This window comes from Rhodococcus sp. C-2 (assembly GCF_027854095.1).
GTDB lineage: Bacteria > Actinomycetota > Actinomycetes > Mycobacteriales > Mycobacteriaceae > Rhodococcus_F > Rhodococcus_F qingshengii.
Genome location: NZ_JAQGFI010000002.1, coordinates 517445 through 534635, shown reverse-complemented (window position 1 = coordinate 534635; position 17191 = coordinate 517445). Strand labels below are relative to the sequence as shown.

At 62.9% G+C, this 17191-nt stretch carries 15 protein-coding genes; 9 read left to right on the top strand and 6 right to left on the bottom strand.

What is annotated here, in order from left to right; all coding sequences use genetic code 11:
* Positions 1 to 2: 2 nt before the first annotated feature.
* On the top strand, positions 3 to 707 hold the full coding sequence (locus PCS43_RS06290) for an MgtC/SapB family protein (RefSeq protein WP_003941187.1): 705 nt from the start codon (positions 3 to 5) through the stop codon (positions 705 to 707).
* An 18-nt stretch (positions 708 to 725) separates the two neighbouring features.
* On the opposite strand, the gene PCS43_RS06285 is transcribed toward PCS43_RS06290, so the two are convergent.
* From PCS43_RS06285 to PCS43_RS06260, 6 genes are all read right to left on the bottom strand, one after another.
* Complete coding sequence (locus tag PCS43_RS06285) at positions 726 to 2087, bottom strand: lipase family protein (RefSeq protein WP_209911190.1); 1362 nt, start codon at positions 2085 to 2087, stop codon at positions 726 to 728.
* A 64-nt stretch (positions 2088 to 2151) separates the two neighbouring features.
* Positions 2152 to 2598 carry a GNAT family N-acetyltransferase gene (locus PCS43_RS06280; protein WP_270923004.1) on the bottom strand — a complete coding sequence of 149 codons (447 nt, stop codon included), beginning with the start codon at positions 2596 to 2598 and terminating at the stop codon, positions 2152 to 2154.
* Positions 2599 to 2619: 21 nt separating this feature from the next.
* Complete coding sequence (locus tag PCS43_RS06275) at positions 2620 to 3096, bottom strand: GNAT family N-acetyltransferase (protein WP_042922718.1); 477 nt, start codon at positions 3094 to 3096, stop codon at positions 2620 to 2622.
* Between the two features lie 2 nt (positions 3097 to 3098).
* Positions 3099 to 5093, bottom strand: coding sequence for a TerD family protein (locus tag PCS43_RS06270; protein WP_042922784.1), 1995 nt, complete (start codon positions 5091 to 5093; stop codon positions 3099 to 3101).
* 228 nt (positions 5094 to 5321) lie between these two features.
* The gene (locus PCS43_RS06265) at positions 5322 to 6446 is read right to left on the bottom strand and encodes a DUF475 domain-containing protein (protein WP_029254390.1); all 1125 of its coding nucleotides are present in this window, start codon (positions 6444 to 6446) and stop codon (positions 5322 to 5324) included.
* Between the two features lie 137 nt (positions 6447 to 6583).
* Positions 6584 to 7159, bottom strand: a complete 576-nt coding sequence (locus PCS43_RS06260) for a TerD family protein (protein WP_003941199.1) — start codon at positions 7157 to 7159, stop codon at positions 6584 to 6586.
* A gap of 243 nt (positions 7160 to 7402) precedes the next feature.
* Here PCS43_RS06260 and PCS43_RS06255 point away from each other — a divergent pair, with 243 nt between their 5' ends.
* The 8 genes from PCS43_RS06255 (at position 7403) to PCS43_RS06220 (ending at position 17115) form a co-directional block, all read left to right on the top strand.
* Positions 7403 to 8548 (top strand): hypothetical protein, encoded by a 1146-nt coding sequence (locus PCS43_RS06255; protein ID WP_007727045.1) that lies wholly within the window; start codon positions 7403 to 7405, stop codon positions 8546 to 8548.
* Between the two features lie 92 nt (positions 8549 to 8640).
* Positions 8641 to 9798, top strand: coding sequence for an HpcH/HpaI aldolase/citrate lyase family protein (locus tag PCS43_RS06250; protein WP_042950575.1), 1158 nt, complete (start codon positions 8641 to 8643; stop codon positions 9796 to 9798).
* Positions 9795 to 11084 carry a phosphoribosyltransferase family protein gene (locus PCS43_RS06245; RefSeq protein ID WP_047269680.1) on the top strand — a complete coding sequence of 430 codons (1290 nt, stop codon included), beginning with the start codon at positions 9795 to 9797 and terminating at the stop codon, positions 11082 to 11084. The genes PCS43_RS06250 and PCS43_RS06245 overlap by 4 nt, the downstream gene beginning before the upstream one ends.
* Positions 11081 to 12190: a cysteine protease StiP family protein gene (locus PCS43_RS06240; RefSeq protein WP_003941082.1), complete on the top strand. Its 1110-nt coding sequence runs from the start codon at positions 11081 to 11083 to the stop codon at positions 12188 to 12190. The genes PCS43_RS06245 and PCS43_RS06240 overlap by 4 nt, the downstream gene beginning before the upstream one ends.
* On the top strand, positions 12187 to 13044 hold the full coding sequence (locus tag PCS43_RS06235; RefSeq protein ID WP_442972510.1) for an HAD family hydrolase: 858 nt from the start codon (positions 12187 to 12189) through the stop codon (positions 13042 to 13044). Before PCS43_RS06240 ends, PCS43_RS06235 begins: the two co-directional genes overlap by 4 nt.
* A gap of 27 nt (positions 13045 to 13071) precedes the next feature.
* The gene (locus PCS43_RS06230; RefSeq protein ID WP_039972770.1) at positions 13072 to 14466 is read left to right on the top strand and encodes a TerD family protein; all 1395 of its coding nucleotides are present in this window, start codon (positions 13072 to 13074) and stop codon (positions 14464 to 14466) included.
* 158 nt (positions 14467 to 14624) lie between these two features.
* On the top strand, positions 14625 to 15518 hold the full coding sequence (locus tag PCS43_RS06225) for an SGNH/GDSL hydrolase family protein (RefSeq protein ID WP_007727037.1): 894 nt from the start codon (positions 14625 to 14627) through the stop codon (positions 15516 to 15518).
* 40 nt (positions 15519 to 15558) lie between these two features.
* Positions 15559 to 17115, top strand: a complete 1557-nt coding sequence (locus PCS43_RS06220) for a TerD family protein (protein WP_209911193.1) — start codon at positions 15559 to 15561, stop codon at positions 17113 to 17115.
* The last annotated feature ends 76 nt before the right edge of the window (positions 17116 to 17191 follow it).

The following is a 17191-nucleotide window of genomic DNA, read 5'->3' as shown; positions in this document are numbered from 1 at the left end:
CCGTGGAAATCCACGTCATCCTTGTGCGGATAGCGCTCGGGCTCGTCCTCGGCGCTGCCGTCGGGATCGAAAGGCAATGGCGCGCAAGGATGGCGGGTCTGCGAACCAACGCGTTGGTGAGCTTGGGTGCGACGCTCTTCGTCATCATGGGCGCGTACGGGTTTCAGGGCCCGGACGCTGATCCGACGCGCGTCGCAGCGCAGATCGTCTCGGGGATCGGTTTCCTCGGTGCTGGAGTGATCATGAAGCAGGGTGCGTCGGTCACCGGCCTGAACACTGCCGCCACTCTGTGGGCCACTGCCGCCGTCGGCGCACTGGCAGGCGGCGGAATGTACTGGGTCGCGGTGTTCGGTGCCGGCGCAATCATGTTGGCGAACACGCTGTTGAGGCCGTTGGGTCGGATGATGGATCACCAGCCTGCCCGAACCGGACGCGAAGAACCGCCCGCGGACTACACCTTCGAGGTGACCTGTCACGGCGACGCCGAAGCTCACATCAGAGGTCTTACCGTGCAGTCCATTTCGAGGCCCGAGTTTCAGCTCCGGTCAGTGCAGTCCTTCGACATCCCGGACAGCGACCGCGTGCGGGTGGTGGCCGAACTGGCTGCCGCGGAGCGTGACGACGGACTCCTGGAATCCGCCGTCAGCCGACTTAGCCTTGAACCGTTGGTGACTCACGTTCGGTGGGAGGTGGAACCGTCGAAGTAGATTCAGGCTCGCTGTCAGTCAGCGCGCATGTTCTTGCGGCGCAAGTGAGTTCCCCGGTGCAATGTTCGCGCAGTTGGACGGTGCAGGCTTGCCGTTCAAGCGGTCGTCGACCCAGGCGAGCGCACCGGGGAGCCAGAGCATGGCGCCGAGGAAGTGGCTGATGGTGTCGTACTGGTCGTACTGAATCGCCAGGCCGGCGTCGCAGTACTTGCGTGCGAGGGTGCGGACGTCGCCCGTGATCATCACGCCGTCTCCCGCTCCGACACCGGGGCCGCCGGGTTGGGTGCCCTCGATGGTGCCGTTGGCCGCCTGCGCGATGAACATCGGAATGGTCGGTGTCGCCGCGGTGCCCATGTTGATCTTGTTCACGACATCGACGTACTCGGGAACCGAATTGGGATCGGCGTACTCGGGTTTGACCAGATCCTGCCAGGTCAGTCCGGGATACTGTGCCAGCACATTGCCGATGGACGCGTCTTCGAGTCGAGCCATGACGTCGCGTCCACGGTCACTGAGATACTTTCCGAAATCGATGTCGTACGAACGCGCAACGCCGACGATGGCCATGCCGACGACGCCGCCCCACCCGATGCTTCCGCTCGCGTAGCGAAGGTTGTTGGCCGGATTGACCAGCACGCCGCCTTGCGCGGCACCGATCAAGTTATCGTTGATCTCCGGTGCGTACGCGGGAGCGAGGATCGAAGCCCAGTTGGTGGCGATCGCTCCGCCGGAGTACCCCATCAGCGCGATCTCTGCGTCGTCGGTGATTCCGGTTTCCGGGACATCTTTGGCCGCACGCAGAGCGTCGAGCGTCATCATCCCGTATTCGGGTCCGGCAGCGAAGTTTGCATCCGGGCCTTCGGTGTCCGGGACGACGATCGTGTAGCCGAGGGCGAAGAGCGGCCCGAACAAGGCTGCCTCGATGGACGTGAAGGTTCCGCCGACGTTGAAATTACGCCCACTCGGCGTCCAATCTCCGATCGGGGTGTTGCCCGCGATAGCCCGCGACGGACTGTCGTCGGGGTTCAGTGAATCGTAAAAGGATTGGTACGAAACAACTTTGTCCGGTTGAGCGTTGGCCGGGCGCAGGATCGAGGTGACGTTGGCCGACGGCTGACCGAGGGCGTCGGTTGATCGGTAGAGAACCTGCACTGCCTGTATCGGGGTCGGGATGTTGAGAATGGTGTACGGCACGGTGCGAGTCTCGAGGACCGCGCCTGGAGCATACGACGAGAGAGGCGCCGCGCCCTCGTAGCTGTAGAAACTGTCATCAGGGGACTGGGCAAGAGCCGGCTGCGCGAGTGCTGCCGGTGCACCGACGCCTGTCAGTGCAACCGCGAGTACTCCGACAACTGTGCGAGATAAGACCCTTGACGACATACTCGTCCTCCACATTGGTGTGCCGCGCCCCACCCTGAGATCGCGGTGCGACGACCACCATATATTACTCGCGGGTAATGTGGGGATCGGTCAGATCGGGCGCAGGCTCGAGGTCTCGGCGTAGGAAGATTTCGGAGGGCTCGCCTGGGAGTAAAAGAACTCCCGCGTCGGTGTATCCCATTGCGCGATAGAAGTTCTGGGCTGATTCGTCGGCGAGTGTGGAGGTGAGGACCTGCGAGTGTCCCGCGCGGCTCATGCGTTTTTCCCAATCTGTGACCAAAGCGCGCCCGATGCCTTGGCCGCGGTTCGAAGACAGGACGGTCAGCATGTTCATGAACGGAATCTCGTCCCAGAACAAGCCCCAGCGCAGCCAGCCGATTGGATTACCGTTGTCCTCGGCGACGAGTATCCGGCCGCGTTGGACCACTGACGCGAGTTCCTCGGCAGCGACGTGCGAGTCGTGCTCACGTAAGAACGGCAAGTCTGTCTGCGCTGCGACGCGAATGTTCATCACAGAAGTCAGTATCGCCGTTCAGTCGGAGTTGATGGCGTTCGGCTTGGACAGGTAGACGACTCCGGGGATGTGGCTTGGGTCCGGCGGCAATTGGGAGTAGCCCGCTCGGGTGTACAGGCGAATGTTCCGCAGGCTCCTGCTTCCGGTGAACAGCTCGAAACGGGTGATGTGCTCCGGAGCGTTCTGTTCCACGTGCTGCAAGAGGCGTCGGCCGAGGCCGTTGCCCGCCAAGTCCGGTGCCACCATGAGGCGCCCTATCTGCCATGCGGTTCCGTCCGCGGTTCCTCGCACGGCCCCGACGAGTCGGCCGCCGCGTCGTGCGGTCCAGACAGTCGACTCCTGAACCCAGGCTCGGACCGTGGGTAGGTCCTCGTGGAGCGGGGGTATGTCCATGCTGTTGTTGGAGATTGCTTCCGAAACCCAGCAACAGCGTTGTAGAACAAGGATTTCCGCGGCGTCCTCGTCCGTTGCGCGCTCTATGACTATCTCGTTCATTGTCAGTCTTCGTTGTCGACTTGTTCTTCACGAGGGAGATCGGACGCCTTCGGGGCGGCGGGGACCCATTCACGGAGCGGTTGAACGACTTCGGAGTAGAAGATTTCGGCCGAACTGGTCACACTGTTGATGAAACTCGCAGCAGTACCCGAACGCTTGCTGCCGAGTGTGAAGGACTGTGTCAGTACGAATGAACTGAGTTGGCCGCCTTGACTGTCTGTCAACAGACGTGGCGTTGTGCGCGCGGATGCAACGGTCTCGCAAGTCGACGAGGCCGGGCCGGTGAACAACGCTTCGACCAACAATTCGGCAGGAGCATTCTTCAACTGACGCAAAACCCAGGTGACTCGTTTTCCCGAAGTGCCTTCGTCTGGTGCAGAAACCGTTGTACTGCAGCTCACTTTGTTGGTTCTCAAATCAGCAGTAACCCGTAGCTCTCCGGCTGCGTCGGGGATTCGGAGGGTGGCGCTGAAGGTGCCGTCGTTCGCCAATTCGTTGACCGTCAGCGCGGTACGCGCATCCGCATCGTTGACCACCCGACGGGGCAACACGTGTTTGACGACGACACCGAGATCTGCAGTGAACCGCAGCGCAAGGTTCCGCGCGAGCGCGATCCACGACTGAGCGACCGCCGCTGCCTTCGGATCTCCAGGACGTAGAGTTCCGGCGCTCACGGAATCGCGTATCGATACCCAGTGCCGACCCATGTCGACGAACTCCGCGGCCCCGGACTTGGGATGTTCGATGTACCGGAGAAATTCGCTGAGAATCCAACCTTGCAGCGGATTGTCGATTCCGCCGTGCGAGAGCACCATCCGAGCCTCGTGGATGACTTCTGCCCAAGAGAGATGCCGCAGCGCAACTTTGGTGAGCTTGCGCTTGTCCACCTCGACGGGTAATTCGCCGGCGCCGGCAGGCAAGTCGTTGGAGAGGCTGATCACGACGTCGTACTTGTTCTTCTTGGCGACGTCGAGATAGTTTTCGAGCTGCTCTCGGGTATGGGTGCCTGCTCCAGTCTTTGCCTCGAGCAAGCCGGTCCAGAGCCGGCTTCCGCGGGCGATGCGCCACACCGCATCCGGGATCACCCGAGATTCACCTTTGACGTAGGGAACTTCGACATAGCCCTCGAACGAGCCGGCCGGCGCGCCCACGCGGGACGAAACCGCCCGCGCAAACAATGGAACCGCTTGCATCGTGGAAACCAATGCCGACGTTGTGCGTCGTTCTTGTTCCTCACCGGTTCCGACGCCGATCACCGAGAAGAGTCGTGCAGGTTGCCAGGCCTCGGACTCTGCGTGCTTGAATTCGGGTAGTGGGGCTTTCTTGGGCACCGGCTTCGCTGTACGAACACCACGCTGTCGGACGGGCTTCGCGGGCGTTGAGGGCTCTGTGACTGACGGTTCCTGTTCCGATATCGGTTGGATTGCCTCGAGCTCAGGTGACCCAGGCTCCTCGACGGGGGCATCCTCACTCACGTCGACTCCGAAGTCTTCGGCGAGCCCGGCGAGGCCTGATGCCCAACCTTGGCCGATTGCGCGAAGTTTCCACTTCCCGCTACGTCGATAGACCTGGCCGAAGACGAATGCGGTTTCGGTGGACGCGTCGGCGGTGACGTATTCGGCGATAGGAGAGCCACCGGAATCAACCAGTTGGAGCGCAAGTTTGCCGAGGTCGCCGAAAGAGCCGGTGTCGACGCTGCCTATCAAAGCGATCGCGTCGACCTGATCGGGTACAGCAGCGAGGTGGACGAGGAGGCGCTCGTGCGGACCGGATTCGGCTTCGCGGCGGCCGAGATAGCGAACCGAGCCGTCAGCAGATTCCTGTTGGTTGTAGAAGACGAAGTCCGCGTCGGACCTGACTTTTCCGTCGGCACCCAGAAGCAATGCCGAGGCATCGACACCGAATTCCGTATTGTCCCAGGTGATCACGATGTCGATCTGATCGAGTTCGTCGGGGAGCTCGATGTTCTGGCCTTTGGACAGAAATTGGTCTTCCACGAATTTCCCCTCATCGCTGTGCACAGTCGGATTTCGCATCTTGATTGTCCAGGGGCAGATCGAATTTTGTGTGGTTTCGAATCCGCAGGGCAATTGTTCAGCCGCAGGCTGAATTTGGCGCGCGGCTGAACAATTGGCGCGCGGCTGGGAATGCAGAGAGTTTCAATTCAGGCATAACAAACAAAACGCCCGCAACCAATTGGTCGCGGGCGTTTCGTGAAAAGAACGTCAGACAGTTGCCGGAGTGTTCTCGTCTAACTTCGGATCTTCGTTCGCGATTCGCTTGTTGCGAATGAGGCTGCTGATGAAAGCAGCGCCGATCAAGAAGACACCGACCAGGCCGGTGATGATCTCGTTGATGTGAACGCCGATGGACACCATCAAGATGACGGCCAGAGCGCCGATGGCCCAGTGCGCACCGTGCTCGAGGTAGACGTAATCGGAGAGCGTGCCCTTGCGGACCAGGAAGACCGTGATGGAACGGACGAACATCGCGCCGACGAAGCCGAGGCCGAGGGCGATGATGATCGGGTCTGCCGTGATGGCGAATGCGCCGATGACGCCGTCGAAGGAGAAGGACGCGTCGAGGACCTCGAGGTAGAGGAACAGGAAGAAGCCGGCCTTACCGGTCGCCTTCGCGAGCTGCGTGGGGCCGCCGGACTTGGCGGTTTCTTCCTCTTCGCCTTCTTCCGGCAGATTGAACAGTTCACCCAAGCCGTTGACCGCGATGTAGGTGATCATGCCCAGAACGCCCGAGATCATGACGGTGGAGACCTTGTCGTCAGCGGCGAGGAACGAACCACTCAGTACCAGGACGATGCCGGCCACGACGACGGAGAGCTGATCGAGCTTGCCGATGCGAGCGAGGGGCTTCTCGAGCCAAGACAGCCAGGTGATCTCACGCTCTTCGAAGATGAAACCGAGGAAGAGCATCAGCAGGAACATGCCACCGAAGGCAGCGATCTGCGGGTGAGCGTCCGTGAGGATGGTTTCGTAGCTCGGCTCGTTCGTGCCGGGGAAGTACGCTGCACCGTCCGGCGGCGGGTTGAGCGCGAGGTCGAGTGCAGCTACGGGACCGAGACCGGATGCAGCCCAGACGATCACGAGTGGGAACACCAGACGCATACCGAAGACGGCGATGATGACGCCGATGGTGAGGAAGATCTTCTGCCAGAATTCACTCATTCTTTGCAGAACAGTGGCGTTGATGACGGCGTTGTCGAAGGAAAGCGAGATTTCCAGAATCGACAGGATGATGACGAGGAACAGTGCCTCGGGTCCGCCGTAGATGAACGCAACGATCATCGCGAGGATCGAAATTGCGATGGATAAACCGAATATTCGCAGTACCACGGAGCGTGGCCCTTTCTAGTTGGTCAATGCAGAGTGGTTACTGCAAGCGGTCTCTCACCGCATCCGAACGTGAAAACGGGGAGGGTTCCACAGACTACTGCGGAACCTTCCCCGAGTCAGCTCGTCGAGAGCGAAGATCAGACGTTGACGCCGTAATCGCGCGCGATGCCCGCGAGGCCGGACGCGTAGCCCTGGCCGATTGCGCGGAACTTCCACTCTGCACCGTTGCGGTACAGCTCACCGAAGACCATGGCGGTCTCGGTGGAAGCGTCCTCGGAGAGGTCGTAACGAGCGAGCTCGTTGCCGTTCGACTTGTCGACGACGCGGATGTACGCGTTGCGGACCTGGCCGAAGGACTGCGAGCGAGCTTCTGCGTCGTAGATCGAGACGGGGAAGACAACGCTCTCGACCTCGGCGGGAACCGCTGCGAGGTTCACGTCGATCTGCTCGTCGTCGCCTTCGCCTTCGCCGTCCGTGTTGTCACCCTTGTGCTCGATCGAGCCGTCGGGCGAACGGAGGTTGTTGAAGAAGATGAAGTGCTGGTCGGAGAGGACCTTCTTGTTCGAGCCTGCGCCGATTGCGCTGGCGTCGAGGTCGAAAGCAGCTCCGGTGGTGGAACGCGCGTCCCAGCCCAGGCCGACGACCACTGCAGTCAGGTTCGGGGCCTCCTTCGTGAGAGAGACATTGCCGCCTTTGGTCAAGCTGACGCCCATTCAGGGGTCCTTTCAAGAGGAGAGACAAGGCCCACTACGACGCGAAGTCGTCTTGGGAGTGTGTTTACCTCCACCACCCTAACCGCAGTTCCGGTGTGTTCGCCGTAACAGCAGAATTACGAACCGAGAAGCGAAGTGCTGGACCCGTAGGATTCAATCGTGGTGGGAAGATGGTCGGAGCGCTTCAATCGGGGGGCAAGAGTGGGGGAGTCGGTCAGTCGTGCGCGGGAGGCGCAGACGGCCATGGTTTCGGCGTTCCTCGACATGGACAAGCGGCAGACCATCGCGTCGGCAGCAGTCGACGCTTCCGCCGAGCTGTACCCCGAGCGAGGGCTGCGCGCTGCGTGGGAACCCGTTCGGGATCGGTGCTTCCAGGCTGCGTCGGACTACCTCGACACATCCGAGCGCTATGGCAACGATCAGGTACTCCACCAGAACCCGAACGGTGCTCGGGCGGCGTTCGAAAAGTCGGTAGCCGAACTCGTCGAGGCGGCAAAGGGCGTCGACGCCTTCTACAACGGGCATCGTGCGCACCTCGAGCAGGCGACGGTCACGATGTCCGCCATTCCCGTCCTCGGCCAACAGGCCCGAACCCTGGCGAACGCCGTCCGGGAAAAACTGGCTGCCACCGATCAGCGCTATCGCGAGTACCCGTCGGTGGTGACGGCCTCCGAACACCTCGACGACGCGGTTGCAGCGCTCGACAATGCGCGCTCATCCGGTCGCGCCGACGCAGTCCGCACGCGGGCCGAGAGTGTCCGCGAAGCGGTATCGGCGCTCGAGGAAGCATTGGCAGAAGCCCCGTCGACCCAGCACCGTGCCGAGATGACGATCTCCTCCGTTTCGACCAGGTTGTCGGCAGTGCGCACTCGAGTGGACCGCCTGGATCCGGCGTACTCCGCATTGCTGCGCGAGTTCAACGCCGCGAGTTCCGCTGACCTCGTCGACAACAGCAGTCGCAGCCGAGCGCATATCGATCAGGCCGACATCGATCTCAAGGAAGCGAAGCAGTCGCTGGCTGCGGGAAACCCCGAACATGCACTGGCGTTGATGGCCGAAGCCCGCGTGCACCTCGCCGACGCCGAAGCGTGTGCCGACGCCGTGACGGACCGTCTCGCTACTCTGCGTGCAGTCCGGGCAGATCCGAGCCAAAAGGAACGTGAGGTTCGTTTCCGGCTGAAAGACGCCCAGATGTTCGCTGTTAACCAAGGGTTGGTGGCGGAGTGGGGCTCCGTACTCGATGCTCAACTAGCAAGGATCGAGCGAGCGAGTGCGTCACTGTCGGGAACTCATCCGGACTACTGGTCGTATGTATTACAGCTGGACTCGGTATCGACGTTCATCACCGAAGTTGTCGAGAAGATGCGGGCGCGAGCCGGCAAAAACTGAATGGTCGGGCCGATCGGGGGATCGGAGTTGCCCGACGCGTTGTCACAGGGGGTCGTTTCATGGACTTGATTGCGGTTACAGAGAGAAGAGAAATGCAGCACTTTCAACATCTCGAGGATGACGTGCGGGAGCAACTGTTCCTGCATGCGCCTCGATCGTTCGCGGATTCCGACGAGAGGGATCTGCTCGCGATTGCTCTGGGTGCAACTCTCTACGTTCCTGCCACCCGGGCCGGGTTGGCCGACATCGTGGTCAAGCGTGCGTCCGAGGGCGTCAGCTCGATGGTGCTCGATCTCGAGGACGCCGTCGCGGATCACGAGGTGGAGTCAGCGCGAGCGAACGCGGTTGACGCTCTCGACAAGATCGCGTCCACCGACGCCGTCGGCATGCTGCTGTTCGTGCGGGTTCGTGAAGTCGCGGACATCCACAAGGTCGCCGCGTCGTTGACCGAGGGGCGCGCCGCGCTCACCGGGTTCGTCATCCCGAAGTTCGGCAGCGAGTCCGGCCCTGTGTTCCTCGACGCCGTCGCGGACGCATCCGAGTTGCTGGGCAAGCATCTCTACGCGATGCCGGTACTCGAATCACCCGCGCTTGTGCACCGCGATACTCGCGATCTCGAATTGCGCACCATCAGTGGGATTCTCGCGCAACACCGCGATCGAATCCTTGCCGTCCGCATCGGCGCCACCGACATGTGCAGCACTTTCGGCATCCGTCGTGACCGCGATCTGACCATCTACGACGTGCGCGTGGTGGTCGACGTCATCGCCGACATCGTCAACTATCTCGGGCGCGCGGACGGTTCGGGTTTTGTCATCACCGGGCCCGTGTGGGAGTACTTCGCCGATCACGAACGCATGTTCCGGCCGATGCTGCGCGCCACCCCGTTCGAGGAACACGACGCCGTCCGGTTCCGTCAGCATCTCGTCAGCCGCGACCTCGACGGTCTGCTCCGTGAGATCGCGCTGGACCGAGCCAACGGAATCCAGGGCAAGACGGTCATCCACCCGTCGCACGTCGCAGCGGTCAATGCACTGTCCGCTGTCACGCACGAGGAATATCACGATGCCCTCGACATTCTCGGTGCCGACGCCGGGGGAGTTCAGGCGTCCGGCTACCGGAACAAGATGAACGAGATGAAGCCGCACCGCAATTGGGCCCATCAGACTGCGCTCCGAGCTCACGTGTTCGGTGTGACCAACAAGGGAATCACGTTCGTCGAGTTGCTGACGGCGTTGGTCGATCGATGACAGAGGTTGTCCAGTCCCGGGACGTTCCCTGGGCTACAGCAGAATTCGGCTTGGACCTCGTTCACGGTGATTCGTCGCTCGGGCATTCGGTGCCCGATCTGGTGATCCCGGGTCTTCGGCGGAATCCGCGTCGCGCTCACCTGCTGGTGTCCACTGTGCTGGGAAAGCACGTGCCCACCGAGCCGTCCGTGGTCATCGGTGCTGCCGACGACCTCGGCGATCTGGTGCGGACAACCCTCGGTGAGGGTGTCGACGTCGTCGTGCTCGGGTTTGCCGAAACCGCAACAGGTTTGGGTCATTGCGTTGCGGCCCGTCTGCGCGCTCACTGCTACCTGCACTCGACTCGTCGCGACGTACCAGGTGCTACGACGCTCGCCGGGTTCGAGGAGGGGCACTCGCACGCCACGAGCCATCTGATGCAGCCGACGTCCGCCGAACTGTTCGAGAACGACCTGCCTCTGGTCCTCGTCGACGACGAGATCTCCACCGGCGCCACCGCGATCGATGCCATCCGGGCGCTGCACGGGCAATGCCCGCGAAGCCGCTACGTCGTGGCCTCGCTGGTGGACATGAGAACCGAGGAACACCGAGTCGCCGGCGAAGCCGCGGCGGCAGAGTTGAATGTACGAATCGACTACGTCTCTCTCGCTTCGGGTTCGACGGTCCTGCCCGACGGCCTGACCGAGCGCGTCACGGCGCTGGATGCTCCGGATCTCAATCCGATCGGTGATCGCCGCGGCACGCTGTCTCAGATGGATCTGCCGTGGCCGGCACATGTCCCCGACGGTGGCAGGCACGGCTTTCTCGACGGCGACACCGCGGCATTCGAGTCAGCCGTCGAGGCAGCGGTGTCCATTCTCAAATCGTCGATCGACGCGTCGCGTGCTGTGATCGTGATCGGTCACGAGGAGTTGATGTACCTGCCACTGCGCATCGCTGCGGGCTTGGAAAGCTCTGGGCGAGCAGTTCGTTACCAGACCACGACGCGTTCACCCGCCTACGTCGTTGACGTGCCGGGATACCCGCTGCGTCGCGGGTTCACCTTTCCGGCGCCCGAACTGGGCGAGAACGAACCCCGATACGTCTACAACGCGCAGTGGCCTGATGCGGCGGTCGACGCCCTTGCGTTGCTGGTCATCGACGAGCCCGCCGACACCGATCGGTTGACGGCGATGGACGGAGTGGTCGAGGTGTTGCGGAACTCCGGCACCGACGTCCTGGTCGCCACCGTTCGCGGGGCCGATCCGTCGGCGCTGCGAGATTCCAGAGCAGGGAGCTCGTCATGAACGAACCATTGGTCGGGCCCGAATTCGGTTCGTACGCGCCGGGCGAAGTGAAGTGGCTGCTCAAGGATCTCTCGCACGTGGATCTCGAAGCGGATGTATCCGTGCGCGAGAAGCGTATTCAGTCGGGTGAGGCGCACTATGCCGAGTCTCTTCCCATCGAGTACCAACCCGATCAGGCATACCGGGATCTTTTCGAGACGGTGCTCGCCGAGAGCGCTCCACGGTTGGCGCGCGCTGTCGGGACCGTGATGGACCTGGTCTTGGCCGAGCGGGGGAGTGACATCACGCTGGTCTCACTCGCCCGGGCCGGAACACCGATCGGGATTCTGATGCGGCGCTGGGCCCAGCAGACCCGCGGGTTGACGTTGCCGCACTATGCGGTGTCCATCGTCCGTGGCAAAGGAATCGATTCCGTCGCACTCGATTATCTTGCGCACCATCACGACTCGGAGAACGTCGTCTTCGTCGACGGCTGGACGGGCAAGGGCGCCATCGCCCGCGAACTCGACGCAGCGTTGACGGAGTACCACGAGGCAGGCGGAGCGAAGTTCGACTCCGATCTGGCTGTTCTCGCCGACCCCGGACACTGCGTGCGAACGTACGGGACCCGTGACGACTTCCTGATCGCGTCGGCGTGCCTCAATTCGACGGTGTCCGGCTTGGTCTCACGAACTGTCCTCAACGACACCCTCATCGGGCCCGGCGATTTCCACGGCGCCAAGTTCTACGCCGACCTCGCCGACGTCGACGTTTCCAACAGGTTGCTCGACGTGGTCTCGGCCGAGTTCGATTCGGTTCGCGGCGACGCAGCGGATTCTCTTGCTGCAGTGCTCGATTCCGATCGGACGCCGACCTGGGCCGGTTGGGAGTCGGTGGAGAAGGTGCAGGCCGAGTACGGGATCTCGACGGTCAACTTCGTCAAACCCGGTGTCGGAGAAACAACCAGGGTGCTGCTGCGCCGGCTTCCCTGGAAGGTTCTGGTGCGCGAACTCGAAGCCCCGGAGCACGCACACATCCGGTTGTTGGCACAGGCCCGTGGGGTCCCGGTCGAGGTCGTCCCGGATCTCGCCTACTCGTGTGTCGGCCTGATCAAGGACATCACGTGAGCCGTGTGGACACCGCTGCGTCCCAGGTCCTGATCGCCACGGATCTGGACCGCACGATGATCTATTCGCAGGCCGCGATCGGCGGCGATCCCAGTGGCTCCGACCTGGATTCGGCACCGAGCCCGCTGTGCGTCGAGTACTACAACGGCGGTCCGCTCTCGCACATGAGCGTCGAATCGATCGAACTGCTGACCGCGCTCAGCTCGCGGGTTCCGGTGATTCCGACAACGACCCGGACCATCGCACAGTTTCAGCGGATCGATCTCCCCGGCGGACCGTGGAAGTACGCGATCACGAGCAACGGCGGAAACATCCTGGTGGACGGCGAAGCCGATCGCGAGTGGCGAAACGAGATCGACCGTTCGACCCGCAAGGCCGGCGCCGAGTTGCCGCAGGTTCAGGCGGAACTGGAATCGCGCATCGACTCGAGTTGGGTCAGCTCCATTCGTGTTGCCGACGATCTGTTTCCGTACCTGGTCGTAGATCTGGCCGTGATGCCGAGTGAATTCGAGACCGAATGGAATCACTGGTGTGTGGCGCGGGGCTGGAACGTCTCTCGTCAAGGCCGGAAGATCTACACGATGCCCGACGCTGTCTCGAAGTCACGCGCGCTGGCAGAGGTGCGCCGCAGACTGGTCGAGTCGGGTGATCTGGATCAGTCCGCCGTCGTGATCTCGGCTGGTGACGGCGCATTGGATGCGGGCATGCTCGAATACTCCGATTTCGCGATCAGGCCCAGGCACGGTGAGCTGGAAGAACTGAATTGGCAACGGCCGACCGTTACTGTGACAGAAAGGTCCGGTATCGCAGCGAGCGCGGAGATCTTGCGGTGGTTCTCTTCCGCGCTCGGGTAATACACGCTCTCTATGAAGGGGATTTAGTTGTCTGTATCGCTTGCCAAAGGGCAGAACGGCCCGCTGGACGTCTCGGATGTAGTTGTCTCGGTTCAGCTGGCTGCGGCCGCTGACCTGTCTGCACTCCTCGTGACGAGCAACGGAAAAGTTCGTTCCGACGCCGACTTCGTCTTCTTCAACCAGCCGACCGGACCCGGCGTGCAATTGGTACCCAACCCGGGTGGCATTGCCTCACTCCGAGTCTCACTCGCCGGCGTACCCGCCGATATCGAGCAGGTTCGCGCAGTCATCACGCTCGACGACGCTTCGTCGAACTTCGGGCGCACTGCTGCACCGACCGCTCGGGTCTCCGATGCGGCCGGGAACGTGTTGTACGAGTACGTGATCGACGGCCTCACCACCGAGTCCATCGTCATCGCGCTCGAGGTGTACCGACGCCAGGGTGCATGGAAGGTGCGCGCCGTCGGCCAGGGGTACGCGGGTGGATTTGCCGCGCTGGTCACCGATCACGGTGTGTCCGTCGACGATGCGCCCGCGCCGCCGCCGCCCACTCCGGTCGCGGCTCCGGCGCCGATCACCCCGCCCTCGTCCGTCGCTCCTACACCGCCGGCGTACAACCAGCCGCCGCAGCAGCAGCCTTCGTACAACGCGCCGCCGGTTCCGCCGGCCCCGCCCGCGTACAACCAGCCGCCTGCCTACAACCAGGGACCGACGCCGCCGGCCTACCCGCCGGCGCAGCAGCCTGCGTACAACCAGCAGCCGACGTACAACCAGGCACCCCCGGCGCCTCCCGTGCAGAACCAGCCGCCGGCGCAGCAGCCCGAGGTGAGCCTGGTCAAGGGACGCCCCGTCAGCCTGACCAAGGGACAGAAGGTCACACTCCGCAAGGAGGGCGGCGTCGCGCTCACCATGATCCAGATGGGTCTGGGTTGGGATCCGATCAAGAAGAGCGGCCTGTTCGGAAGCCGTACCGCCGACGTCGACCTCGACGCTTCGGCACTCCTGTACGCCGACGGCAACCTCGTCGACGTCTGCTACTACGGTCAGCTGACGTCCAAGGACGGCTCGGTCCGTCACATGGGTGACAACCTCACCGGCGACGGAGACGGCGACGACGAGGTCATGCTCGTCGATCTGCAGCGGGTCCCGGCTCACGTGACCACCGTGATCTTCACCGTGACCTCGTACCGCGGACACACGTTCGAGCAGGTCTCCAACGCGTTCTGCCGTCTCGTTGACAGCACCACCAACTCCGAGCTCGCTCGATACACGCTCCAGGGCGGCATGGCTTTCACCGGAATGGTGATGGCAAAGGTGTACCGCGTGAACGGTGAATGGAAGCTGCAGGCCATCGGTGAAGGTATCCAGGCCAAGCACGCAGGAGAAGCTGCGCCGCAGCTGGGCCGTTTCCTCACTGCTTGAGTCGAGACTGCATAGTCGAGATGAATCCGGTTCGGCGGTAGGTGATTTCGATCGCCGTCCGTCGAACCGGACATCGTTTCCCCCTCTGTGCGTTAACCTCATGCGGCATGTCGAGCCGTCAGTCGAGCGGCCGTGCGCGAGAGGACTTGGCACAGTAGATGATCATTCGAGGGAAACTTCTCGGTCGGGCGGCGGCTGTCGCAGGCGTTGTGCTGGCGATCGTGAGCACCGGGATCGCGCAGGCTTCGGTGCCGCAGTCGGAAACGCTGTCAGGTGTATCCGGCACCGGGATCAAGTACGTCGCCCTCGGTGACTCCCGCGCCTCCGGCCCAAGGCTGGAACCGATGTACCCCGACGCCTGTTCGCGTTCGTACGAGAACTTCGCGGGCAAGATCTCTCGGGCACTCGAGGTCGCGGAGTTCGCCGACGTCTCTTGCAGCGCGGCACGCGCCGAGAACATCATCGACACTCCACAGCTGATTCCGAACTACTGGCCTGTCCAACTCGATGCCGTTCACCCGGACACCGACCTGATCACCATCTCGATCGGCGGCAACGACTCCAACAGCATCTTCCTCGGCCCCCTGTGCGTCGCTCCGGGGCCAGGAACCGATCGTGGATGCCGGTACGACCCGCTCGCGAATTCCGTCGCCCAATCCGGAATCGACCGGGCTGCCGGAGAATTGGATCGCATCCTGACTGCGGTCACGCAGCGCGCGCCTAACGCTCGCATCTACCTGATCGGAGAGGGCGGCATGATCTCCTCTCGCGGATGCTGGCCGAACATTCCGTTCTCAGACGCCGACGCATCCTGGTTCATGGACTACTTCGCTCGCTACAACACGAAGTTCGACGAGGTCGCCCACGCCCACGGTGTGCGCACTGTCGACATTGCGGCGGCGAGCATCGCCGGCGGGCACGACGCATGTGCGAGTGCAGATCAGCGTTGGTTCGAAGGCCTGTTCTCGGAGTCGACGGCGCAGCGCTTGCACTTCACGGACGCTGGGATGACCGCGGTGGCCGATCTAGTGGTGGCGGACGTGCAAGGCTGACCGAGAGAGCCCGGTCATGGCATAGTTCGCTGCTGTGGGTATGACTTTTGTTCCCGGACAGAACGCGCCGCTGCAGGCGCCCGTGGTGACGTTTCGAGCCGAGAGCCAGACGCCGTTCGACGTGTCGGCGCTGGTAGCGGACGCGAACCTGCGGGCATTGACGTCCGCGGACTTCGTTTTCTACAACCAACCGTCCACCGCTGGAGTGCAACTCGACGAGAGTGGCATTCGGGTGGAACTCGATCGACTTCACCCCGATGCGGCGGCCGTGTTGTGCATCGTGAGCGTGGATCCGGCAGCGACGGCCGCGGGAGCCTTTCGCACGGCCGGGCTCTCCGCCACCCTGAGCGATCAATCCCGTTCGGTCCTGGCCGAATTCGCGATCCCCACCGCAGGTACCGAGACAGCGGTCATCTGCTGGGAGCTGTACCGAAAGTCCGGTGCCTGGAAGATCCGGGCCGTCGGGCAGGGCTATGCGGGTGGTCTGGCGGAACTGATCTCGGTGCACGGCGTCGAGGTGGACGACGAGCCGGCACAACCAGCCCCGACAGCCGCGCCCGCGTGGGACTCCGCGGTGGAGCCGTTGGAGGTGGGCCGCGGCCTCGAGCGCGCGTGGATGATCTTCGAGGATGCCTCACGATCTGCCGCTTCCTTCGTCTCCAGCAGCGAGTACGCGCTTTCCCGTTTGGACGAAGATCTGACCGCTGCCGTCGCAGATCCGTCGTTGCGGAACTCGGCAGCGGGAGTGGCGGCGCGCGATGCCGCACAGAAGCGTCACGACGACCTCGTCTCACTCGCGCGGGACAATCACGCCCGCGACAGCGCTCAGCTTGCGCACGAACTCGGCGTGATCGACGGCGTGCTCCCACGGTCGATGGCGTCGTGGAAGTCGGTATCCTGGGCGGGTACAACCGATCCGGCCCAGATCACAGCCGTCAGCGACGGAATGCGTCTGGGTGAGCTGTCGGCTCCGGACCGCGGCACGCTCACCGTTCCCTACTGCGTCCCGCTCCCACTGCGTCGGCCCATCTGGGTGGACAGTACGTCGAGCAAAGCAGCGCTCGGTCTGATTAGTGCCGTCACCGTGCGCGTCATGGCAGCAGGCCCGATGCCGCTACTCGACGTCGTCGACCTGACCGGCTCGCTCACGCCACTGACCGACCGACTGGCACCGATGCTCGCGGGGCCGGTCATCACCACTCACACCGAGATCTCAGCGCGTCTGCGGGCACTCGCCGAAGCCGTCGACATGGGCGAACTCGCGCGAATGAGTGGCGTCGCAGATGGCCCGAGTTCCCTACGACTGTTGATCCTCAGCGATTTCCCGCACGGATATTCCGCCGAAGACGCACAGACCATCATGTTCCTCGCCGAACGCGGACCGGGAATCGGTTTGTCGATACTGATTGTCGGAGAGGACGAGTCGAACTTCGCGGAAGAATCCGTCGCCGCGCTGTCCGAGGGGTGCCAACATCTTTCGGCAGCAGGGCAGACGGAGGTTCACGATCCGTGGACCCGCACGCAATGGCACTTCACCCCGGACGTGCTCGACCCGATCTCCGAGTCGCGAATTCTGGCAGTGTTCGACCGCACCTAGCGGCCGATGGCGGATTGCCGAGCACACAGGCAGAGTGGTGGTACGACCACGCGCGGTGTGTGGCGGCAATACTCGA